Raw genomic sequence first — 19081 nt, forward strand, 5'->3', positions numbered from 1 at the left:
GTTACATATTTTAATAAATTTCATAAATTTTGGTAAAATGTTTACTCTAGGAAATATAATGAAATTTAAAAAAATATATATAGAATTAAGCGATATTTGTGGTTTAAAATGTGATTTTTGTCCTTCTCAAAAAGGAATTCGCGGGGTAATGAGTGAAGAAAAATTTCAAAACTTAGCTTATGAAATTTCTAACAAAGCTGAGTTTTTTACTTTTCATCTTTTGGGTGATCCTTTGCTTTTACCTAATTTGGAAAATTATATAAAAATTGCAAAAGGTGAAGCTATGAAACTTGAAGTCACTACAAGTGGCTTTTATCTAAATTCTAAAAATCAAGCTTTATTGTTAGGGTATGAGAATATCCATCAAATCAATATTTCTTTAATGTCTTTTTTGAGTCAAAGCAAAATTTCTTTAGAACAGTATTTTAAGCCTATTTTAGAACTTTGCAAAAAGCATTTAGAGCAAAAAAGCCTTTCTTTTATCAATCTAAGACTTTGGAATTTAGATGCTAATTTTAAAGCACCTAAGTCAAATTTAGAAATTTATGAGTTTTTAGCCAAAGAATTTGAAGTTAAGATCGATGCAAGCTTAAGTAAAAATCGCTTGCAAAGACATATTTTGCTTCATCAAAATAAACTTTTTAAATGGCCAAATTTAAAAGATAAACCCCTTTATAAAAAAGGAAAATGTCATGCTTTAAAAGAGCAAATTGGGATTTTAAGTGATGGAAGTTTAGTGCCTTGCTGTTTGGATGCTAAAGCAGATATTAACTTGGGAAATGTTTTTGAAAATAACTTTGATAAGCTTTTTAAATCACCGCGTATAAAGATGATGAAAAAAGCTTTTGAAGAAGATAAACGCATAGAAAAACTTTGTCAAACTTGCGAATTTTTTAAAGCAAGATTGGGTGATTAAAAATTATTATTTTGAAGTTTTGTTTTAAATTCTTGAATTCTATCTATTATCTTAGGACTAAGGCGTAATAATATATGTGTATCTTTGTTAAAATAAATACTTCCTGTTTTAACTGCTTTGGTATTTTTCAATAAAGCATTTGTATCTAAAAGATTGTTTTTGGCATTCATTCCAAGAATGAGTATGTCTGGATTTTGTTTCAGTATATATTCTGCTGATATAACAGGTCTTGAAATTTGACTTTGCGGACTTAAATTTTTAATCCCTATGAGTCTTAAAATATCAGCTATTAAAGAATTATCATTAAAGGCCATTAAAGGGTTGCTAGAATAAAGATAAATCGCACTTTTATTTAAGGGTTTATCGCTTAATTTTTTTAAATTTTGAGCAAATTCTTGTTCTAAAAGCTCCGCTTCTTTTTCTTTTTTGGTGATTTGGCCCAAGGTTGTGATATTTTTTGTTATATCTTCTAAACGCTCGGCTTTTAAATTGATACTTTTGATACCAAAATTTTTAAGTCCTTCTTCTAAATTTAAAGAATAAGAGCTTAAAATCACCAAACTTGGTTTTAGTGCTACTATTTTTTCAAGTGAAGGATTTGAAAAAGTGCCTACACTTGTAAGTTTTGAGGTTTGATCTTTAGGATAGATATTTGAGTGTTGTAAAGTGGCAATGCCTACGATTTGATCTTCAGCCTTAAGCATAAAAAGGGTTTCTATGCTTGCAGGATCAAGCACTACAAGGCGTTCTTTTGCATTTAGTGTGATTAAAAACAAACTCATAATAATTAAAATTTTTTTCATTTTTTCTCCTTTAAAGCTAAAATATAAGGTTTAGAATTTTTATAAATAATCTCGCAGTTTAAATCATAAATTTCTTTTAAAATTTCTTGAGTAAAAAGCTCTTTACTCGTTCCAAAATACTTTATTTCCCCTTCTTTTAAAAAAAGGATTTTATCGCAGAACATAGAAGCTAAATTTAAATCATGCAAGATAGCAACAACGGCTATATTTTTTTCTTTAACTAGTTTTTCGCAAAGGCTTAAAAGCTCTATAGCATAGTTTAAATCAAGGGCTGAAGTAGGTTCATCTAAAAAAAGAATTTTTGGCTTTTTAAGCAAAGCTCTTGCTAAAAGCATTCTTTGAAATTCACCACCACTTAAAGAAAGTATGCTTCTTTCTAGAAATTTTTCAAGTCTTAAATCCTTAGCAAATTCTTTAATTTCTAAAATATCTTCTTTAGAATAAGAACTAAAAGCGTGTTTTAAATTCGCATATTTGCTCATTAAAAGCACATCGATGACTTTTAAAGGGGTGTTTAATTCTGATTTTTGAGGCACAAAGCCGCAAATTTTGGCAAATTCTTTAAGAGAGAAATCTTTGATATTTGTATTAAAAAGACTTATTTCTCCTTTATTTGGACTTAAATTTTTAAGTATAAGTTTTAAAAGAGTGCTTTTACCTGAGCCATTTGGCCCTAAAATTCCTATAAAAGCCTGATTTTTAAGTTCTAAATGAATGTTTTTTAGTAAATCTTTTTGGTGATAAGCAAAGCTTAAATCATGTATTTTTAGCATTATAAAAATCTCCTAGCGCTTAAAGCTAAGTATAAAAAAATAGGAGCTCCAAAAAATGCAGTTAAAATTCCAATCGGAATTTGCACAGGAGCTAAAAGAGTTCTTGCTAAAGTATCACAAATAAGTAAAAATAATCCTCCAAATGCTGTACATAAAGGGATAACTAAGGCATTATCATAATTTTTAAGCAAAAGTCTTATGGTATGAGGAATGATTAGTCCAACAAAGCCTATAAGTCCGCTAAAAGCAACCGCAAAAGATACAGCCAAAGATGAGACAATGAGTAAATTTATCTTTAATTTTTGAGCATTTACCCCTAGATTTCTAGCTTCATCATCTCCGCTTAAAAGTATGTTTAATTCGTTTTTATGAGCGTAAAAATAAAACAAACAAAAAATTAAAGGCAAGATTAAAATTCCCACACGAAACCAAGAAGCATTGCCTATATTTCCCATAAGCCAAGCGACTATTTTAAAAGAATCCTCGCCTATAAGATAAGTGAAAAAAGAAGTAAAAGCCCCTAAAAAAGATGAAGCTGCTATGCCGATAATGAGTAAAGTTGCTATAGAAGTTCTAGAAGAAATTTTAAAAACTCCTAGGGCAAAAAAGGCAGAGCAAACAAAACCTAAAATTCCATAATAATAATCATTCAATTTTAACAAATACGCCAAAACCGCTCCAAAGGTTGCCGCAGAAGCTATACCTATGATATAAGGATCGGCTATAGGATTTGAAAATACATTTTGAGTGATAGCCCCACTACTAGCTAAAAGCATACCGATTAAAATCGCCATTATAATGCGTGGTAAGCGTCCATCTATGATGATTTGTCTTAAAATTTCATCTTGGCTAAAGATATATGAAAAAAGCTCTTTTGGATTTAAATTCTCATCTCCTAAGCAAAGTGCTGTAAAAGAAGCGATTATATAAGCTACCAAAAGCCCTATAATCACTAAAATTTTAGAATGCGTATTTAAATTCAACATAGTAGTTTCTGCCATTTCCAACTAGGTATTGATCATTTATACTGTCTTGATAGGTGTAGTATCTTTTATCGAAAAGATTGCGAATTCCTGCTAAAATTTGTAATTTTTTATAATTATATTTCATGCCAATATCTGTTAAAAAATAATCCCTTATCCAAGAATTTTTAGACATTTTTCCTGTATTTTCATCTATAGTTCCACCATCTTTTGCTCTAGAAAAATAGGTTAAATCAATAAAATTTGAGAAATTTTTATTCCAAGCGTATTCAAGCCCAGCTGTGGCTTTGATTTTTGAAACATAAGGAATTCTCATGCCGTCATTAACACCTTTAGAAATTTTAGCATCAAGATAAGTTAGACTTTCTCTAAAGATTAAATCATCATCTAAAAAATTTTGACTCAGGCTTAATTCTACTCCTAAACGGCGAGTTTGATCTATATTATAATATTTCCACCAAGATCCACTAGTAGAATGAGGGTTTCCAAGATAAGAAATTTCATCTTTGCTTAGGGTGTAAAATAAAGTTAGATTAAAGCCGTAAAAATCCCACCAAAAATCATCAATACCTAGTTCAAAGGTATCAAAGATCTCAGGATTTAAATTTGCAGAATAATACTTTTGTGAATTTTTATCCTTGTTGACAAATTGTGCTGGACTTGGAGAGACAAAACCTCTTTCGTATTTGATATAAAGCTTTCCTGTGTCTGAGTATTTAAAATTTGGAGTGATTTCAAAGGCGAAGTTATGACTTGTATCATCGGTTGAAAAAAGTTCTGGAGTGCTTGGTTTAGGAATGTTTGATATAACCATATTGCTAGTGTAATTTCTATTTGTGTCATAAAGACTATATTCATATCTTGCTCCACCTGAAATACTAAAAATATCATTAAATTCATGAGAATCAAGAGCGAAAATAGAATGGCTTTGTTTAGTCATATCCATAAGCGTTGTCATGGTGTGACTCATTTGAAATTTGCCGGCATTTACATCATAATGAATAATGCTTGTTCTTTTTGCATCATGGTTTGCAAATTCATAACCAAAAATAAAATAAGAATTATTTGCATAATTTAGTTTGTTTTTTAAACTTATCCCTGTAAGCGTGTCTTCAAAACCACTTCCATTTTGATATACAGGGACGCTTAGCCCCATAGAGCTCATTTCAGAAACATCTTTTAGATAATTGATTTTTTGATTTTGCCAAAAAGCTTCTAGGTTAAATTCCCACATATCATCAAAATAGTAATGATAATCCAAAGAAATTTCAGGGCGATTGATTTGTGTGATATTGTCACTATTGCCTTTTTGAGTTGGATCGCTTTGGGCTTGTGCTTTTGTTAGATAACCACTGCTGGTGTTTTTGCTTTTAAAATAATTATAACCCAAAGTTAAATCGCTATTATCATTGATATCAATATAGGTTTTTGTGTTGATAAAATAACCTTTTTCATTATAACCTTCTTGATATCCATCAAGGTTAAAACTTTGTATATCAAAGCTAAAAGCTAAATTTTCATTTATTTGTTTGGCGCCATTGATACCTAAATTTCCGCCTAGTCCACCATGATTATAAGCATTGCTTTTTAAATTTATAGCAAAAGCATCTGATTTTTGTTTTTTTGTAATGATATTAATCACGCCCCCTCTAGTACCACTTCCATAAAGCACAGACCCACCCCCAGGTATGATTTCTATGCGTTCTACATTATCTAAATTGATACTATCTAGCGGGGTTACACCGTGGGAATTATCAAGAACATTAATAGAACGCCCATCGATCATAACTTTTACAGCTATATTGGATTTATCTCCTTGTCCACGCATATCTATATTGCGTCCAAGTCCAAAATTTACAAAACTAATGCCCGAAATTCTTTCTAAGGCTTGTTCTAAGGAAACATAACCTTTATTTTGCAGATTTTTGCCTTCTATGCTGATTACATTGCGTAAATTTGAGTCCGCATCTTGTTCAAAACCTGTTGTACTAACAACAACTTTTTGTAATTTAATAGCTTCATTTGATTCTTGTGCATTTAAATTAGTTATTAGCAATAATGCAAATAAAGATAATTTAAAATCTTTTTTATTTGTGTGCAAATTTTACTCCTTAAAATAAAATAAATAATGATAATTTATATCATAATAATTTAGAACTGAATTTATCCTTTATTAACTTAATTTAGTATAAATTTTTGTTAAAATAGATAATTTGTATATTTTAAGTGCTTTTTAATTTGATAATTGATACCATTTTTTTTAATATTTTATTTTAAAGCCAAGAAAGGATAAAAATGAATTTTGAAAGCATTATTTCTCATATGAATGATCATCATAAATCAAATTTAGTCGATCTTTGTAAAAAATTTGGTGGTATTGAACAAGTGCAAGATGTTTTTCTAAAAAGTGTTGATTTTAATGGCTTGGATCTTGTTTACAATGATAAAGAAAATTTACGAGTGGAATTTCCTAAAAAAGCCGATGAAAACACGATTAAAGATACTATAATATCCCTTTGCATGAGTGCAAAGAGCGAGCAAAATTTTAGTGGCGTAGAAAAAGAATTAAATGAATTTATGCTAAGTTTTAATTCTGTAGCTTTGGCAACTTTAAATGCAAATGGAGAGGTTGTTTGCTCGTATGCACCTTTTGTAAGCACACAATGGGGAAATTATATTTATATAAGTGAAGTAAGCGAACATTTTAACAACATCAAAGTAAATCCAAACAATATAGAAATAATGTTTTTAGAGGATGAGAGTAAAGCCGCTTCTGTTATACTTCGCAAAAGATTACGTTATAGAGTAAATGCAAGCTTTTTAGAGAGAGGTGAAAGATTTGATCAAATTTATGATGAGTTTGAAAAACAAACCGGAGGAGAAGGAGGCATTAAAACTATACGCAAGATGCTTGATTTTCATCTAGTAAAGCTTGAATTTAAAAAAGGACGCTTTGTAAAAGGTTTTGGTCAAGCTTATGATATAGAAAATGGAAATGTTGCACATGTAGGTGCTAGTGGAAATCCACATAAATTCCCGCATAAGCATTAATTTATATAAAATCTTATAAATTTTGTTCTTGTAAAGTTTGGGCTTGATGATGAGTGATTAAAGGTTCTATGATTTCATCAAAAAGCCCATCTTGCATAATGGCATCTAAGCGATATAAAGTAAGATTTATTCTATGATCGCTGATACGATTTTGTGGAAAATTGTAAGTGCGAATGCGTTCGCTTCTATCTCCGCTTCCTACTTGTGATTTTCTTGCTTCGCTTTCTTTTGCTAGTCTTTCACTCTCTTGCATTTCATAAAGCCTTACTTTTAGGACTTTCATCGCACTTTCTTTATTTTTGTGTTGGCTTTTTCCATCTTGATTGACTACAACTATACCTGTAGGGATATGAGTGATACGAACAGCTGAATCGGTAGTATTTACACTTTGTCCACCATGTCCAGAAGAACGCATCACATCAACTTTAAGATCGTTTGGATTGATTTCGATTTCTATATCATCAACTTCTGGCATTACTGCCACGGTGATAGCAGAAGTATGCACACGTCCTTGAGATTCTGTTTGAGGAACTCTTTGAACACGGTGCGTTCCACCTTCATATTTAAGTCTTGAATAAGCCCCTGTTCCTTTAACAAGCATGATGATTTCTTTAAATCCACCTACACTTCCTTCACTAGAGCTTACAATCTCAAGTTTATAGCCGCGATTTTCAGCATATCTTGCATAAGCTTTTACAAGATCTCCTACAAATAAAGATGCCTCATCGCCACCTGTGCCTGCGCGAATTTCAAGAAAAATATTTCTTTCATCATTGGGATCCTTAGGAAGAAGTAAAATTTTAATCTCTTCTTCAAGTTTTGGTTTTAATTCTTCTAAAATTTTTAGTTCTTCTTTCGCAAGTTCCCCAAGTTCTGGATCGTTTAGCAAAGCTTTATTTTCTTCTATATTGTCTAAAGTTTTTAAATACTCTTTAGCTTTTAAAACGATAGGTTCTAAATTTTTTTGTTCTTTAGAGAGTGTAGTCATTTTACTGATATCGTTGAGTATATCAGAGCTGCTAAGAAGAGAATTTAACTCTTCAAAGCGTTTTAAAAAAGGATCTAGTTTGCTAGCTAACATTAAAAACTATATAGAAAATTATGCGATTTTATTTACTAAAAGGGCTAAGCGGCTTACACGGCGAGAAGCAGTTTGTTTTTTAATGAAACCGCGACTTACCATAGCATGAATGCTTTTATTGGCTACTTTTAAAGCTTCATTAGCAGCATTTTTATCTCCATTTGCTGCAGCTTCTCTTACGGCTTTAGTTATATTTTTAAGTCTTGTTCTATAGAATCTATTTCTTTCTGTTTTTTTAATAGTTTGTCTTGCTCTTTTTTCAGCAGATTTATGGTTTGCCATTTATATTTTCCTTTTTTGAAATTAAAGACTAAATTATATAAGAATAAAATTTAAAATTTAATTAATTTAAGCAAAATTTCAAAATAAATCTTTTAAATTTATATCCCAAAAAACTAAATTAAATTTAAGTAAAAATCCGTAAATTACCGCACTTAAAAGTCCAGCAAACAATCCTGCTAGCATATCATCAAGCATTACACCTAGTCCGCCTTTGACTTTTTTATCTATCTTGCCAATAATAGAAGGTTTTGTAATGTCAAAGAGTCTAAATAAAACAAAAGCCAAAACAAAATTGACTATCGAGTTTTCAACACTTGCTGCAATAGCACAAGCAAGAAAAACCCCAGCAACTTCATCGATAACTATGTGTTTGTCATCGTGAATTCCTGTTTTTTTTTCATAATCATCTATAACACGAATACTTGCAACAAAAATTAAAATACTTAGTAAAAACAAAGTATTAATCCCGAGATATTTAAGTATAAAAAAAGCAGGTATTAAAGCAGCGATAGTACCAAAAGTCCCACTTGCCTTTTTTATAGAACCTGAATAAAAAAAAGTTAAAAATAATTTTTGCATTTTGTTACACCATATAAGACATTTGATGAATTTCTAAAAGTTTTTGATAAAATTCTTCATCATTTTTGTATTCTAAAATTCCATCAGTTGGAAAAAGCTCATTATAAATTTTTTGCATATTTTTTAATCTATTTGGAAAAAGAGAAGTTAAAATAACACTAGATACTTCCTTACGCATGAAAATTGCTGGAGGAATGATGCCCGCTCTTAACAAATCTTTTAAAGACTGAGAATTATAGTGCAAATGGTGATGACAACCATGAGGACAAGATCTTGTGCTAACAATCATGCGACATTGATCGCAAAATACAAATTCAGGCAAAACAATCACTTCTATGCCATAGTCTTTGGAAAAATCATCAAGTATGGTTTTTGGTTGATTATCATCATAAAACATTCCAAGTCCTGTATGATTTTGTCCTACTACTAGTTTGGTACAACCTAGACTTTTTGCGATAATGCTTTCTAGGCCAGGATTTAAATGAGCGTGAAAAATATTAATATTTTTTAATGGAAAAATGAAAATTCTATCCGGTGGAAGATAGTTTTGAATAAATTTTTTCAAATAAGCTTCTTTAAGTTCGAATTCAAACCCATTTGTATCAAAAGATTCTACAAGAAAAATTACAACTAAATCTGCTTTATCAATAGTCCAACGAAACATTCTTTCATGGGCACGATGCAAAGGATCAAAACTTGAAACTATAGCGGTAATTTTTTGTGCATTAAGATTGTTTTTGATTTGTTGAAAATTTTCTTTTATTTTTTTAATTTGAGAATTGTAAATTTCTATTTTTCCACTTATGCAAGTTGTTCCTATGTCTTTTAGAGAGCAAGTGTTGGGATTGAAAATATCAGAAAATTTTTTATTATTTTTAAATTGGCTTTTAAAATCTATATGTCCTACTACTTTTTCATCTAGTATGAGATCGATTCTATCGCCAGATTTTATATCATTTAGTGCTTCTTCAGCATTTTTTGGTGCAAAGCTTAAGGGATAGGGAAAACTTTCTCCTTTAAATTTTCCTGATTTAATGATTTCATTGACTTCTTTTTCATTCATTAAATGAGTGCAAGTACCTAGCAAACCTTCTTTAATAAGTGATAAGATGCCAAATTCATTTTGATCTATGGTAATGTTTTTATTTTTTCTTGCTGATTTCATATTTCTTCCTTTTTTCCCATAAAGATTTACGTGAAATGCCTAATTTTTTTGAAAGATCAGTATCAGGAAATATATTTTGGTAGTTTATAATAACATATTTTACATACTCATCTATGGTTAAAATTTCATTGCTATTGATAATTTTTTCATTATCATTTAAATTAATGCAGTTTATTTTTAAATCATCTGTATTTGAATTGGTATGCAAAATAACATTTTTGTTTTGTATAAAATCTAGGAGTTTTTCCTTTTCTGCTGCTTTTAATGCTTGAAAATTACTCAAAAATAAGAGATTGTTTTCTGTGGGAAGTTTCATAACTTTTTCAACTGAATTTGTAGATGTTAAATCAATAAAAGAAAGAGTAATGTCACATTCATTTGCATAATTAAAAACAAAAGCATCAGCACTGCTTTGCTTGTTGGATTTTAATATCAATGGAAGTTTTAATTTTTTATAATTATATTCTGGAATTTTGATTGTTTCTAATCTTGATTTGATATAGCTTTGATAAGCTTTATTAAGGATTGAAAGTTTTCTAAAATCTTGATAATGCTTTATTTTTCTAATCAGCTCTTCTATCATAAAGGGTTTTTGAATATAATCACTAGCACCTAATTTCAAAGGATTTGAAACTGTATCTGTACTTATATAAGAAATAAGCAAAATAATAATACTATGTTTAAACTGACCTACGGCTTTTAGAAAATTATTAGTATTTGTAGAAAGCAGTATAATATCATAGTATTTTTCACCATTGTATTCATCAAATGAGTTGATAATTTCACAGCTATATCCAGCATCACTTAGTTTAATGCTAATGCTTTGCGCTAGATAAATTTCATTTTCAATAATTAAAACTTTCATAATCTTGTCCAATCAAAATATTTTAAATTTACACTACTAAGCACTGCCATACCTTCTTTTCTTCCAATAAAACCCAATTTTTCCGTTGTTGTGGCTTTAACATTGATTCTAAATTCATCTAAATCTAAAGTATGAGCTATATTGCTTTGCATAGCTTGTTTAAAGTCTTTAAGTTTAGGGCTTTGTGCCATGACGCAAATGTCTATATTAATGAGTTCAAAACCTATTTCTCTGACTCTATCATAAGCCTGTTTTAAAAGCTCCATGGAGTTGGCATTTTTAAATTTCATATCAGTATCAGGATAAAGCTCTCCTATATCTCCAAGTCCTGCAGCACCTAAAATCGCATCGGTTAAAGAGTGAGCTAAAACATCTCCATCGCTGTGTGCTTTAAGCCCCATAATAGGATGAATTTGCACTCCTGCTAAAAGCAAAGGGCGATTCTCTCCAAATTCATGCACATCAAAACCATTGCCAGTAAAAATTTCAAAGCTAGGTTTAGGTAAATCAAGCTTTTTAAGATCTTCTTTAAAGGTTAGTTTTCTTGCATTTTCTTCACCTTCAACAAACCAAATTTTTCCACCCATTGCAGCTATAGCTGTGCTATCATCTGTAAATTCTAGGTTTTGATCCAAGGCTTTTTTAAGCAATTTGGTTTTAGAAATTTGCGGGGTTTGAATGAGTTTGATTTTTTCTCTTTGTAAGGCTTCATTGTCAAAAAGCGTTGTATCTGCAACTTTTAAAGCAGGGGTAATACAATCTGCTTTATCTAAATTTTCAATCAAACGATCAAACAAATTTTTGCTCACCAATACCCTTGCTACATCACTTACCATAACAAATTCGCTATCTATGAGCTCTAAGGCTTTTTTTAAGGATTCTGCTCTGGTATCACCACCTTCTATGAATTCATAGTTTTTAGTAAATTTTTTCATATAAACGATATTACTAGAGGTAACAACTATTTTTTTAAAAGGATAAAAAGAGCTTAAATTTTTTGTTGCATAAAGCCAAAGAGGGTCATTTCCAAGTCGTAAAAATTGTTTTTTTACCTTTGTGTTAAAACGAGTAGAATTTCCAGCTGCTAACATAATGAGGCTAATTTCACTCATTTTTTCATTCCTCTTTTTAATATTGTTGGTTTTTATAATGTTACCATATTATACACTTATAAAAAGCTAAATTTTATCATTTTATTAGTAAAATTGATTTTTTTAAAAGACAAGGAAAAAATATGAAAGAACAAATTTTAGAGAAATTAAAAACTGTAAAATATCCTGGTTTTGAAAAGGATATAGTGAGTTTTAACTTTGTAAAAGATATTAAAATTCAAGATGATGGTGTATTCATTGATATAGAAATCGTTTCAGCAAATCCTGAAGTAGCCAATGAAATTCGTAAAAATGCTACTGAAGCTTTATCGAGTTTGGCTTTAAAAAGTATTGAACTTAATATCATTACTCCAAAAATTCCTGAAGAAAAAAGTAATTCAAGAAGTGGAAAAAATATCGCTCCACAAGTAAAAAATTTCATCATGGTTTCAAGTGGAAAAGGTGGTGTGGGTAAATCTACAACTACAGTAAATTTAGCAATTTCCATGGCTAAAATGGGAAAAAGAGTGGGGATTTTAGACGCGGATATTTATGGGCCAAATATTCCAAGAATGCTAGGTGAAACCAAAACTCAGCCTGAAGTAGTAGGGCAGAGATTAAAGCCTATTTTAACTCATGGTGTTTATATGATGAGTATGGGGGTTTTGATTGAAGAGGGTCAAGGTCTTATGTGGCGTGGAGCTATGATTATGAAAGCAATCGAGCAACTTTTAGCTGATGTGATTTGGCCTGAACTTGATGTATTGTTTTTAGATATGCCTCCAGGAACAGGTGATGCGCAAATTACTTCTGCACAAAGTATTCCTATTACTGCAGGAGTTTGCGTAAGCACACCTCAAACCGTATCTTTAGACGATAGTAAAAGAGCTTTAGATATGTTTAATAAACTTCACATTCCTATAGCGGGTGTGATTGAAAATATGAGTGGATTTTTATGTCCTGATAATGGTAAAGAGTATGATATTTTTGGTAAAGGAACAGCTGAGGATATGGCAAAAGCTTATAAAAGTGAAGTTTTAGCACAAATTCCTATAGAAATGATAGTAAGAGAAGGTGGAGATGAAGGCAAGCCTGTGAGTTTTTATCACCCTGAAAGTGTGAGTTCAAAGCGTTATTTAATGGCGGCTGAAAAAATTTGGAGCTTTATAGAAAAGATTAACAATGAAGGTGGTGCGGATAATTCTGCTATACAACCTGTGATGAATGGAAAAAGTGCGTGTTCGCATTAAAAATTAAGTGGATAAGGAAAAGAAAATGATTAATACTAAAGAAGATTTTTTACATTTAATCAAACAAATCGAGCAAAAAAGCGGCTATAAAAAACCTAAAGCTTTTGGTATAGCAAGGCTTGATAGAGGACAGCTAAATAAAAATAAAATCTTGCAAGCAAGTTTTGCTTTGATTAATTATGAGCAAAATTTTGGCTCAGCAGCAATCATGCTTGAAGCTTTTATGCAAAGGGGTGTGGAGATTGATTTTAATGCGAGTGAGTTTGTGCAAACTTTGAAATTAGAAGATATTGATTTTGCACTTTCTTGTTTTAAACCTTTTTTAGAAGAAGAAGGGCATCAAAATATTGATTTATTAAAGATTATCAAAGATAAATTTAAAGACGATGAATTTGCTTTTGTTTGTCTTTTTGAGGATAAAGAACCTTTAAGTGTAGAAAGTGTTTATCTAAAACTTTATTTGCTTTCTACTAAAAAAGTGCCTTTAAGAAGTATCAATCTAAATGGAGCTTTTGGACTTTTAAGCAATGTAGCTTGGAGCGATGATAAACCTATCGAGCTTGAGTATTTAAGAGCAAATGAAATGCGTTTAAAAATGAGCAATCAATATCCAAAAATCGATTTTGTTGATAAATTCCCAAGATTTTTAGCACATATTATCCCTGAGGATAATACAAGAATTTTAGAAAGTTCTAAAGTAAGAATGGGTGCGTCTTTAGCAGCAGGAACAACCATCATGCCAGGGGCAAGTTATGTGAATTTTAATGCAGGTACAACAGGAGCTTGTATGGTTGAAGGGCGTATTAGTTCAAGTGCTATAGTAGGAGAAGGTTCTGATGTAGGTGGCGGAGCTTCGATTTTAGGTGTTTTAAGTGGAACAAGTGGCAATGCTATAAGTGTAGGTAAGGCTTGTCTTTTAGGGGCTAATTCAGTGACAGGAATTCCTTTAGGGGATAATTGTATAGTTGATGCAGGTATTGCGGTGCTAGAGGGAACGAAATTTTTACTCAAAGATGCTGAGGAACTTGCCAAACTTAATCCTTATTTTTCTTTTGATAAAGAAATTTACAAAGGCTTAGAGCTTAAAGGTTTAAATGGGTTACATTTCCGTCAAGATTCTATAAGTGGTGCTATGATAGTAGCTTTAAATAAAAAAGCAGTCAAACTTAACGAAGCCTTGCATTGATATAAATTTATTTACATAAAGCTTTAAGCTTTATGCCTTTCTTTTAACTTTGAAATCACATCTGAGAAGCTAAGATTTGCATCTGCAAGTAAAACACTTAAATGATACATTAAATCCGCTGCTTCACAAATAAGCTCTTCTTTATCTTTTACTGTCGCTGCCAAAGCTGTTTCTACGCCTTCTTCACCAACTTTTTGTGCGATGCGTTTTGTACCACTTTTGAAAAGTTTTGCTGTATAAGAAGTATTTTCATCGGCATTTTTGCGTGAATTGATAAGCTTTTCAAGTCTGGCTAGAAAAACAAAATCCGCATTTTTAGAAATTTTTTCAAAACAAGAAATATCGCCCGTATGACAAGTAGGTCCTACAGGATTTGCTAAAATTAAAAGCGTGTCATTATCACAATCTAAGCTTAAATCTACGATATTTAAGAAATTTCCACTTTCTTCACCCTTCATCCAAAGACGCTGTTTTGTGCGTGAAAAAAAGACTACTTTACCACTTTCTAAGCTTTTTTCTAAGGCTTCATTATTCATAAAGCCTAGCATTAAAACTTCACAAGTTTTTGCATCTTGGATGATGACAGGTAAAAGATGATCCACTTTTTGCCAAGCAATTTTTTCATTAAGTTCTTTGAAATTTTGCATATTATATCCTTATACTTAAACCTTGATTTTTAAGATAAATTTTTAATTCTTTAATGTCTATAAGTTTTTGATGAAAAACAGAAGCAGCTAAAGCCCCATCTATACCTAGTTTAAAAGCTTCTAAAAAATGCTCCATTTTTCCCGCTCCCCCGCTTGCGATCAAAGGTACTTTGCAAATTTTATATACAGCTTCTAATTGTTCTAAATCATAGCCATTTTTAACGCCATCTTGATTCATCATATTTAAAACAATTTCGCCTGCACCTAGATCTTGTACTTCTTTAACCCATTCTAAAGTGCTTTTTCCACTATGTTTGCTTGTTTTTTCATCGCCTGTGTATTGAAATACTTTTAAATTTCCATTTTCATCTTTGAAACTATCAATCCCTACTACTACGCATTGCACGCCAAAGCTTTTAGCAAGGCGTGTGATTAGGCTTGGATCATTTAAAGCAGGAGAATTGATAGAAATTTTATCTGCCCCATTAGCTAAAAGTTCAGCTGCATCTTCTTCGCTTTTAATACCCCCTGCAACACAAAAAGGAATATTGATATTTTTTGCTACTTCACTTACCCATTCTCTTGATATGCGTTCTTTTCTAGCACTTGCAGCAATATCATAAAAAACAAGCTCATCAATACCATTTTGAGAATAATACCTAGCAAGCTCTATGATATCTCCCATATCTTTATGGTTTTTAAATTGTGTTCCTTTTACTACTCTGCCATCTTTGACATCTAAACATGCAATTATGCGTTTTGTAAGCATCTTATCCCTTCTTCTACGCTAAAAACTCCGTCTAATAAAGCTTTTCCTACGATAACCCCACTACAAATTCCTTTTAAGTTTTCAAGGTCTTTTAAGCTTGCTACTCCACCACTTGCCTGAATGCAAATATTAGGAAAAATTTCATGGATAAGTTTGTAAAGTCTTATATTTACTCCTTGCATGGTGCCATCTTTTGAAATATCTGTGCAAAGTATGTGTTTTAAGCCTTTATTGCTATAAAAATCTAAAACTTCCATAAGCTTCTTATCGCTTGCTTCTTGCCAAGCATTTACAGCCACAACATAATCCTCTTTCAAAATCGTATCTAAGGCTAAAACTATAACTTCATTACCAAATTCTTTTAAAATTTCAAGACATAAAGTCACATCTTTAATCGCCATAGATCCTATCACTACTCTTTTTACTCCACAATCAAGCAAAGCTTTAACTTCTTCTTTAGAGCGTATGCCTCCACCTACTTGTAGATTGACACTGACTTCTTTAGCTAATTTTTCTATCAAAACAAGCTGTCTTTTGCTAGGATCTTTTGCGCCTGTAAGATCTACAAGGTGAAGTTCTTTCGCTCCTGCTTTTTCGTATTCTTTAAATTTCTTTAAGGGATTGTATTTATATACTTTTTTTTGTTCGTAATCCCCTTTTACAAGACGCACCACTTCGCCATCTATAAGATCGAGTGCGGGTATGATTTGAGTCATCCTATATCCTTAATAAAATTTGAAATTAAAATTTCTCCCGCTTCACTGCTTCTTTCAGGGTGAAATTGCACCCCGTAAAAATTATCTTTCATTACACTTGCGCTAAATTTTTGCGAATACTCACAATCTGCTATAGTGTATTCTCCAAGTCCTACACAATAACTATGCACAAAATAAAAATAAGCCCCTTCTAAACCTTTAAACAAAGCATGAGAGCTATGAACTTGATTCCATCCCATATGTGGAAAAGTAAAGCCTTCTTTAGCTTTAAATTTTTGAGTTGTAAAATCTATGAGTTTTAAGGTTTCTTGATTTAATTCTTCGGAAAAATTTCCTAAAATTTGCATACCTAAACAAATACCAAGTAAAGGTTTTTTGGTATTTTTAATAAAATCAATAAGATTAAATTGTTCTAAATTTTTCATCGCTTCTTTTGCAGTACCCACTCCAGGTAAAAAAAGCTTATCCGCACTTTCAAGTTCTTTTAAATCCCTACTGATAGTTGCATTAAAACCTAATCTATCCAAACAAAATTTCAAAGATGCCAAATTCGCACAGGCTGTATCGATGATGATGATTTTCATATCACTCCTTTAGAGCTGGCTAAATTTTCACTTTCTATTTTTACTGCCATTTTCAAAGCTTTTGCAAAGGCTTTAAAAAGCCCTTCGGCTTTATGGTGATCGTTTTTACCTTTAACTTTTAAATGCAAACTCACACCCATAGCATAGCTTAAAGAATAAAAAAAGTGTTCGATCATTTCTGTGCTTAAAGCTCCTAAATGAGATTTTTTAAATTTGGCTTTATAGACTAAATGAGGACGATTGCAAAAATCCATCGCACAACTTGCCAAACACTCATCCATAGGTAAAGCAAAACCATATCTTGCAATGCCGATTTTATCCCCTAAAGCTTTTTTGATACAAGCTCCAAGTGCTAAGGCTACATCTTCAACGCTATGATGCTCATCGATTTCTAAATCCCCTTTGCAAGAAATTTCAAGCCCTATACCTCCATGTACAGCGATTTGCTCTAACATGTGATCAAAAAAATCAATACCTGTTTTAATGCTAACCTTGCCCCCATTTAAGCACACTTTTACTTTTATATCTGTTTCTTTAGTAGTTCTTTGATAACTCGCACTTCTAAAAGAACTTAAAATTTCATTTTCTATTTCTTTCCAAGAAAGTTCGCCGTATCTTAAACCACGCACACTTAAATTTGAAGCTAAGATCATATCACTCTCACGATCTCCTATAACAAAACTTTGCTCCTTGTTATAAAGTTCGTGTTTGATATATTCTTCTAACATAGCGGTTTTAGGTTTTCTACAAGCACAATTTTCATTTTCAAAATGCGGACAAATAAAAATATCTTGAAATTCTATACCACAACTTTTTAAAATATCAAGCATTTTTTCATGAGCGATTTCAAAATTTTCCTTTGGAAAACTTGGCGTTCCAAGACCATCTTGATTGCTTACCATGACAAATTTAAATCCAAAATTTTTTAGTTTTAAAAGAGTAGGAATAGCATCTTTTTCAAAACGCAATTTTTCAAGAGTATCGATTTGAAAATCGCTTTTTGGCTCCTCTATTAAAGTGCCATCTCTATCTATAAAAAGAATTTTTTGACTCATTTTAAGCTCTCTAAACGAAAAGTTACTGCATTTTTGTGTGCATCTAAATGCTCATTTTGTGCTAAAATTTCAACACTTTTACCTAAAGCTAGAAAGCCTTCTTTGCTTAGCTCTTGAACGGTCATTCTTTTACTAAAATCTGCCAAACCTAAACTAGAATGCGTTTTAGTAAGTCCATAAGTAGGTAAAACATGATTAGTTCCACTTGCATAATCACCCATAGACTCTGGAGAATAAGCTCCTAAAAATACCGATCCTGCGTGTTTCACACCTTTTAAAAGTTCTCGTGGATTTTGAGTTTGTATGATCAAATGTTCAGGAGCGTAAAGATTTGAAATTTCTAAGGCTTGATTTAAATCTTTAGCTATGATAATGCGTGAATTAGCAATGCTTTTGCTTGCAAGCTCTTTGCGAGGCAAAAGTTCTAATTGACTTTGGACTTCATCGCTTGTTTTTTTAGCAAAATTTTGACTTAAACACACCAAAATCACTTGAGAATCTGCACCATGTTCAGCTTGTGAAAGCAAATCACTAGCTACAAATTTTTCATTAGCCAAATCATCAGCTATTACTAAAACTTCACTAGGTCCTGCTTGCATATCAATAGTCGCTCCGTTTATATCGCTACTTACTTGGCGTTTTGCTTCGGTTACAAAGGCATTTCCTGGGCCAAAAATTTTATCCACCTTTAAAACACTTTGCGTACCGTAGGCCAAAGCTGCTATAGCTCCTGCACCGCCCATTTGATAAATTTCATCCACGCCACAAAGCTTGGCACAAAAAAGCACGGCATCATTGATTTTTGCAGGACTTGCTAAAACGATTTTTTCACAACTTGCAATTTTTGCAGGGATAGCTAACATTAAAACCGTTGAAAACAAAGGTGCTAAACCCCCTGGTATGTAAAGTCCTACTTTTTCTATAGGGCGTGTTAAAACCTCACATTTAACGCCTTTTGTAGTTTCAAGAGCGATTTCATGTGGGATTTGGGCTTCGTGGAATTTTTTGATATTTTCATAAGCTACTAAAATAGCGTCTTGTAAATCTTTATCCAAACGATTACTTGCTTGAGTAATTTCTTCTTGAGTGATTTTAATATTAGAAATTTCAGCCTTATCAAATTTTAAAGCTTGTTCTATCAAAGCTTCATCGCCTTTTTCTTGCACTTCTTTAATGATAGAACTTACTATTTTTGAAATTTCATCTTTCGCACTTATAGCAGGGCGTTTTAATGATTCTTCTTTTTGTTTTTCATCTAAATTATCATATACTAAAATTTGCATTT

Annotated in this window: 20 protein-coding genes; 4 read left to right on the forward strand and 16 right to left on the reverse strand. The window is 31.4% G+C overall.

Annotated features, from left to right (window positions below; genetic code table 11):
* The first annotated feature begins 58 nt into the window (after window positions 1–58).
* Window positions 59–916 (forward strand): radical SAM/SPASM domain-containing protein, encoded by an 858-nt coding sequence (locus tag AJ887_RS04420; RefSeq protein ID WP_070284865.1) that lies wholly within the window; start codon window positions 59–61, stop codon window positions 914–916.
* Here the strand turns inward: AJ887_RS04420 and AJ887_RS04425 are convergent.
* From AJ887_RS04425 to AJ887_RS04440, 4 genes are read right to left on the reverse strand one after another with little or no spacing between them, the layout of a single operon-like run.
* Window positions 913–1719 carry an ABC transporter substrate-binding protein gene (locus AJ887_RS04425; protein ID WP_070284867.1) on the reverse strand — a complete coding sequence of 269 codons (807 nt, stop codon included), beginning with the start codon at window positions 1717–1719 and terminating at the stop codon, window positions 913–915. The two genes, AJ887_RS04420 and AJ887_RS04425, sit on opposite strands and share 4 nt — an antisense overlap.
* Window positions 1716–2492: an ABC transporter ATP-binding protein gene (locus AJ887_RS04430; protein ID WP_070284869.1), complete on the reverse strand. Its 777-nt coding sequence runs from the start codon at window positions 2490–2492 to the stop codon at window positions 1716–1718. Before AJ887_RS04430 ends, AJ887_RS04425 begins: the two co-directional genes overlap by 4 nt.
* Entirely contained in the window at window positions 2492–3478 is a 987-nt protein-coding gene (locus tag AJ887_RS04435) for a FecCD family ABC transporter permease (RefSeq protein WP_070284871.1), read from the reverse strand. Before AJ887_RS04435 ends, AJ887_RS04430 begins: the two co-directional genes overlap by 1 nt.
* Entirely contained in the window at window positions 3453–5576 is a 2124-nt protein-coding gene (locus AJ887_RS04440; protein WP_070284873.1) for a TonB-dependent receptor, read from the reverse strand. The genes AJ887_RS04435 and AJ887_RS04440 overlap by 26 nt, the downstream gene beginning before the upstream one ends.
* A gap of 194 nt (window positions 5577–5770) precedes the next feature.
* Between AJ887_RS04440 and AJ887_RS04445 the strand changes: the two genes are divergently transcribed.
* Window positions 5771–6526 carry a HugZ family heme oxygenase gene (locus AJ887_RS04445; RefSeq protein WP_070233518.1) on the forward strand — a complete coding sequence of 252 codons (756 nt, stop codon included), beginning with the start codon at window positions 5771–5773 and terminating at the stop codon, window positions 6524–6526.
* Between the two features lie 13 nt (window positions 6527–6539).
* Here AJ887_RS04445 and prfA read toward each other — a convergent pair whose 3' ends face one another.
* The 6 genes from prfA to AJ887_RS04475 form a co-directional block, all read right to left on the reverse strand.
* Complete coding sequence (gene prfA, locus AJ887_RS04450; RefSeq protein WP_070284875.1) at window positions 6540–7607, reverse strand: peptide chain release factor 1; 1068 nt, start codon at window positions 7605–7607, stop codon at window positions 6540–6542.
* A gap of 18 nt (window positions 7608–7625) precedes the next feature.
* Complete coding sequence (gene rpsT / locus AJ887_RS04455; protein ID WP_002856547.1) at window positions 7626–7889, reverse strand: 30S ribosomal protein S20; 264 nt, start codon at window positions 7887–7889, stop codon at window positions 7626–7628.
* A gap of 78 nt (window positions 7890–7967) precedes the next feature.
* Window positions 7968–8468, reverse strand: a complete 501-nt coding sequence (locus AJ887_RS04460; RefSeq protein ID WP_002862253.1) for a phosphatidylglycerophosphatase A — start codon at window positions 8466–8468, stop codon at window positions 7968–7970.
* Between the two features lie 4 nt (window positions 8469–8472).
* Entirely contained in the window at window positions 8473–9633 is a 1161-nt protein-coding gene (locus AJ887_RS04465) for a sulfate adenylyltransferase (protein WP_002862252.1), read from the reverse strand.
* Window positions 9611–10498, reverse strand: coding sequence for a response regulator (locus AJ887_RS04470; protein WP_070284877.1), 888 nt, complete (start codon window positions 10496–10498; stop codon window positions 9611–9613). Before AJ887_RS04470 ends, AJ887_RS04465 begins: the two co-directional genes overlap by 23 nt.
* A complete protein-coding gene (locus tag AJ887_RS04475) occupies window positions 10495–11610 on the reverse strand; it encodes a bifunctional 2-C-methyl-D-erythritol 4-phosphate cytidylyltransferase/2-C-methyl-D-erythritol 2,4-cyclodiphosphate synthase (RefSeq protein WP_070283777.1) in 1116 nt (371 codons plus the stop codon). The genes AJ887_RS04470 and AJ887_RS04475 overlap by 4 nt, the downstream gene beginning before the upstream one ends.
* A gap of 122 nt (window positions 11611–11732) precedes the next feature.
* Between AJ887_RS04475 and AJ887_RS04480 the strand changes: the two genes are divergently transcribed.
* Both AJ887_RS04480 and AJ887_RS04485 read left to right on the forward strand, forming a co-directional pair.
* The gene (locus tag AJ887_RS04480; RefSeq protein ID WP_070209922.1) at window positions 11733–12839 is read left to right on the forward strand and encodes an Mrp/NBP35 family ATP-binding protein; all 1107 of its coding nucleotides are present in this window, start codon (window positions 11733–11735) and stop codon (window positions 12837–12839) included.
* A 25-nt stretch (window positions 12840–12864) separates the two neighbouring features.
* Complete coding sequence (locus AJ887_RS04485; protein WP_070248926.1) at window positions 12865–14025, forward strand: tetrahydrodipicolinate N-succinyltransferase N-terminal domain-containing protein; 1161 nt, start codon at window positions 12865–12867, stop codon at window positions 14023–14025.
* Between the two features lie 23 nt (window positions 14026–14048).
* Here AJ887_RS04485 and hisIE read toward each other — a convergent pair whose 3' ends face one another.
* Genes hisIE through hisD form a run of 6 tightly spaced genes read right to left on the reverse strand, consistent with a single transcriptional unit; the run spans window position 14049 to window position 19079 of the window.
* Window positions 14049–14672: a bifunctional phosphoribosyl-AMP cyclohydrolase/phosphoribosyl-ATP diphosphatase HisIE gene (gene hisIE, locus AJ887_RS04490; RefSeq protein ID WP_002928365.1), complete on the reverse strand. Its 624-nt coding sequence runs from the start codon at window positions 14670–14672 to the stop codon at window positions 14049–14051.
* A 1-nt stretch (window position 14673) separates the two neighbouring features.
* Window positions 14674–15441, reverse strand: coding sequence for an imidazole glycerol phosphate synthase subunit HisF (gene hisF, locus AJ887_RS04495; RefSeq protein ID WP_002862247.1), 768 nt, complete (start codon window positions 15439–15441; stop codon window positions 14674–14676).
* Complete coding sequence (gene hisA / locus AJ887_RS04500; RefSeq protein WP_070283779.1) at window positions 15423–16157, reverse strand: 1-(5-phosphoribosyl)-5-[(5-phosphoribosylamino)methylideneamino]imidazole-4-carboxamide isomerase; 735 nt, start codon at window positions 16155–16157, stop codon at window positions 15423–15425. The genes hisF and hisA overlap by 19 nt, the downstream gene beginning before the upstream one ends.
* Window positions 16154–16741: an imidazole glycerol phosphate synthase subunit HisH gene (gene hisH / locus AJ887_RS04505; protein ID WP_002862245.1), complete on the reverse strand. Its 588-nt coding sequence runs from the start codon at window positions 16739–16741 to the stop codon at window positions 16154–16156. The genes hisA and hisH overlap by 4 nt, the downstream gene beginning before the upstream one ends.
* Window positions 16738–17796: a bifunctional histidinol-phosphatase/imidazoleglycerol-phosphate dehydratase HisB gene (gene hisB, locus AJ887_RS04510; RefSeq protein WP_070283780.1), complete on the reverse strand. Its 1059-nt coding sequence runs from the start codon at window positions 17794–17796 to the stop codon at window positions 16738–16740. The genes hisH and hisB overlap by 4 nt, the downstream gene beginning before the upstream one ends.
* On the reverse strand, window positions 17793–19079 hold the full coding sequence (hisD, locus tag AJ887_RS04515; RefSeq protein ID WP_070283781.1) for a histidinol dehydrogenase: 1287 nt from the start codon (window positions 19077–19079) through the stop codon (window positions 17793–17795). Before hisD ends, hisB begins: the two co-directional genes overlap by 4 nt.
* Window positions 19080–19081: the final 2 nt, after the last annotated feature.

This window comes from Campylobacter sp. BCW_6466, from assembly GCF_001762835.1.
Classification (GTDB): domain Bacteria; phylum Campylobacterota; class Campylobacteria; order Campylobacterales; family Campylobacteraceae; genus Campylobacter_D; species Campylobacter_D jejuni.

What these genes read in the sequence shown, in the direction of transcription:
- hisD (WP_070283781.1), bottom strand. Translation starts at nt 19,079, where the DNA reads ATGCAAATTTTAGTATATGATAATTTAGATGAAAAACAAAAAGAAGAA.
- rpsT (WP_002856547.1), bottom strand. Translation starts at nt 7,889, where the DNA reads ATGGCAAACCATAAATCTGCTGAAAAAAGAGCAAGACAAACTATTAAA.
- AJ887_RS04470 (WP_070284877.1), bottom strand. Translation starts at nt 10,498, where the DNA reads ATGAAAGTTTTAATTATTGAAAATGAAATTTATCTAGCGCAAAGCATT.
- AJ887_RS04485 (WP_070248926.1), top strand. Translation starts at nt 12,865, where the DNA reads ATGATTAATACTAAAGAAGATTTTTTACATTTAATCAAACAAATCGAG.
- AJ887_RS04480 (WP_070209922.1), top strand. Translation starts at nt 11,733, where the DNA reads ATGAAAGAACAAATTTTAGAGAAATTAAAAACTGTAAAATATCCTGGT.
- AJ887_RS04475 (WP_070283777.1), bottom strand. Translation starts at nt 11,610, where the DNA reads ATGAGTGAAATTAGCCTCATTATGTTAGCAGCTGGAAATTCTACTCGT.
- AJ887_RS04460 (WP_002862253.1), bottom strand. Translation starts at nt 8,468, where the DNA reads ATGCAAAAATTATTTTTAACTTTTTTTTATTCAGGTTCTATAAAAAAG.
- hisH (WP_002862245.1), bottom strand. Translation starts at nt 16,741, where the DNA reads ATGAAAATCATCATCATCGATACAGCCTGTGCGAATTTGGCATCTTTG.
- AJ887_RS04430 (WP_070284869.1), bottom strand. Translation starts at nt 2,492, where the DNA reads ATGCTAAAAATACATGATTTAAGCTTTGCTTATCACCAAAAAGATTTA.
- hisB (WP_070283780.1), bottom strand. Translation starts at nt 17,796, where the DNA reads ATGAGTCAAAAAATTCTTTTTATAGATAGAGATGGCACTTTAATAGAG.
- hisIE (WP_002928365.1), bottom strand. Translation starts at nt 14,672, where the DNA reads ATGCAAAATTTCAAAGAACTTAATGAAAAAATTGCTTGGCAAAAAGTG.
- AJ887_RS04465 (WP_002862252.1), bottom strand. Translation starts at nt 9,633, where the DNA reads ATGAAATCAGCAAGAAAAAATAAAAACATTACCATAGATCAAAATGAA.
- AJ887_RS04435 (WP_070284871.1), bottom strand. Translation starts at nt 3,478, where the DNA reads ATGTTGAATTTAAATACGCATTCTAAAATTTTAGTGATTATAGGGCTT.
- prfA (WP_070284875.1), bottom strand. Translation starts at nt 7,607, where the DNA reads ATGTTAGCTAGCAAACTAGATCCTTTTTTAAAACGCTTTGAAGAGTTA.
- AJ887_RS04445 (WP_070233518.1), top strand. Translation starts at nt 5,771, where the DNA reads ATGAATTTTGAAAGCATTATTTCTCATATGAATGATCATCATAAATCA.
- hisF (WP_002862247.1), bottom strand. Translation starts at nt 15,441, where the DNA reads ATGCTTACAAAACGCATAATTGCATGTTTAGATGTCAAAGATGGCAGA.
- hisA (WP_070283779.1), bottom strand. Translation starts at nt 16,157, where the DNA reads ATGACTCAAATCATACCCGCACTCGATCTTATAGATGGCGAAGTGGTG.
- AJ887_RS04425 (WP_070284867.1), bottom strand. Translation starts at nt 1,719, where the DNA reads ATGAAAAAAATTTTAATTATTATGAGTTTGTTTTTAATCACACTAAAT.
- AJ887_RS04420 (WP_070284865.1), top strand. Translation starts at nt 59, where the DNA reads ATGAAATTTAAAAAAATATATATAGAATTAAGCGATATTTGTGGTTTA.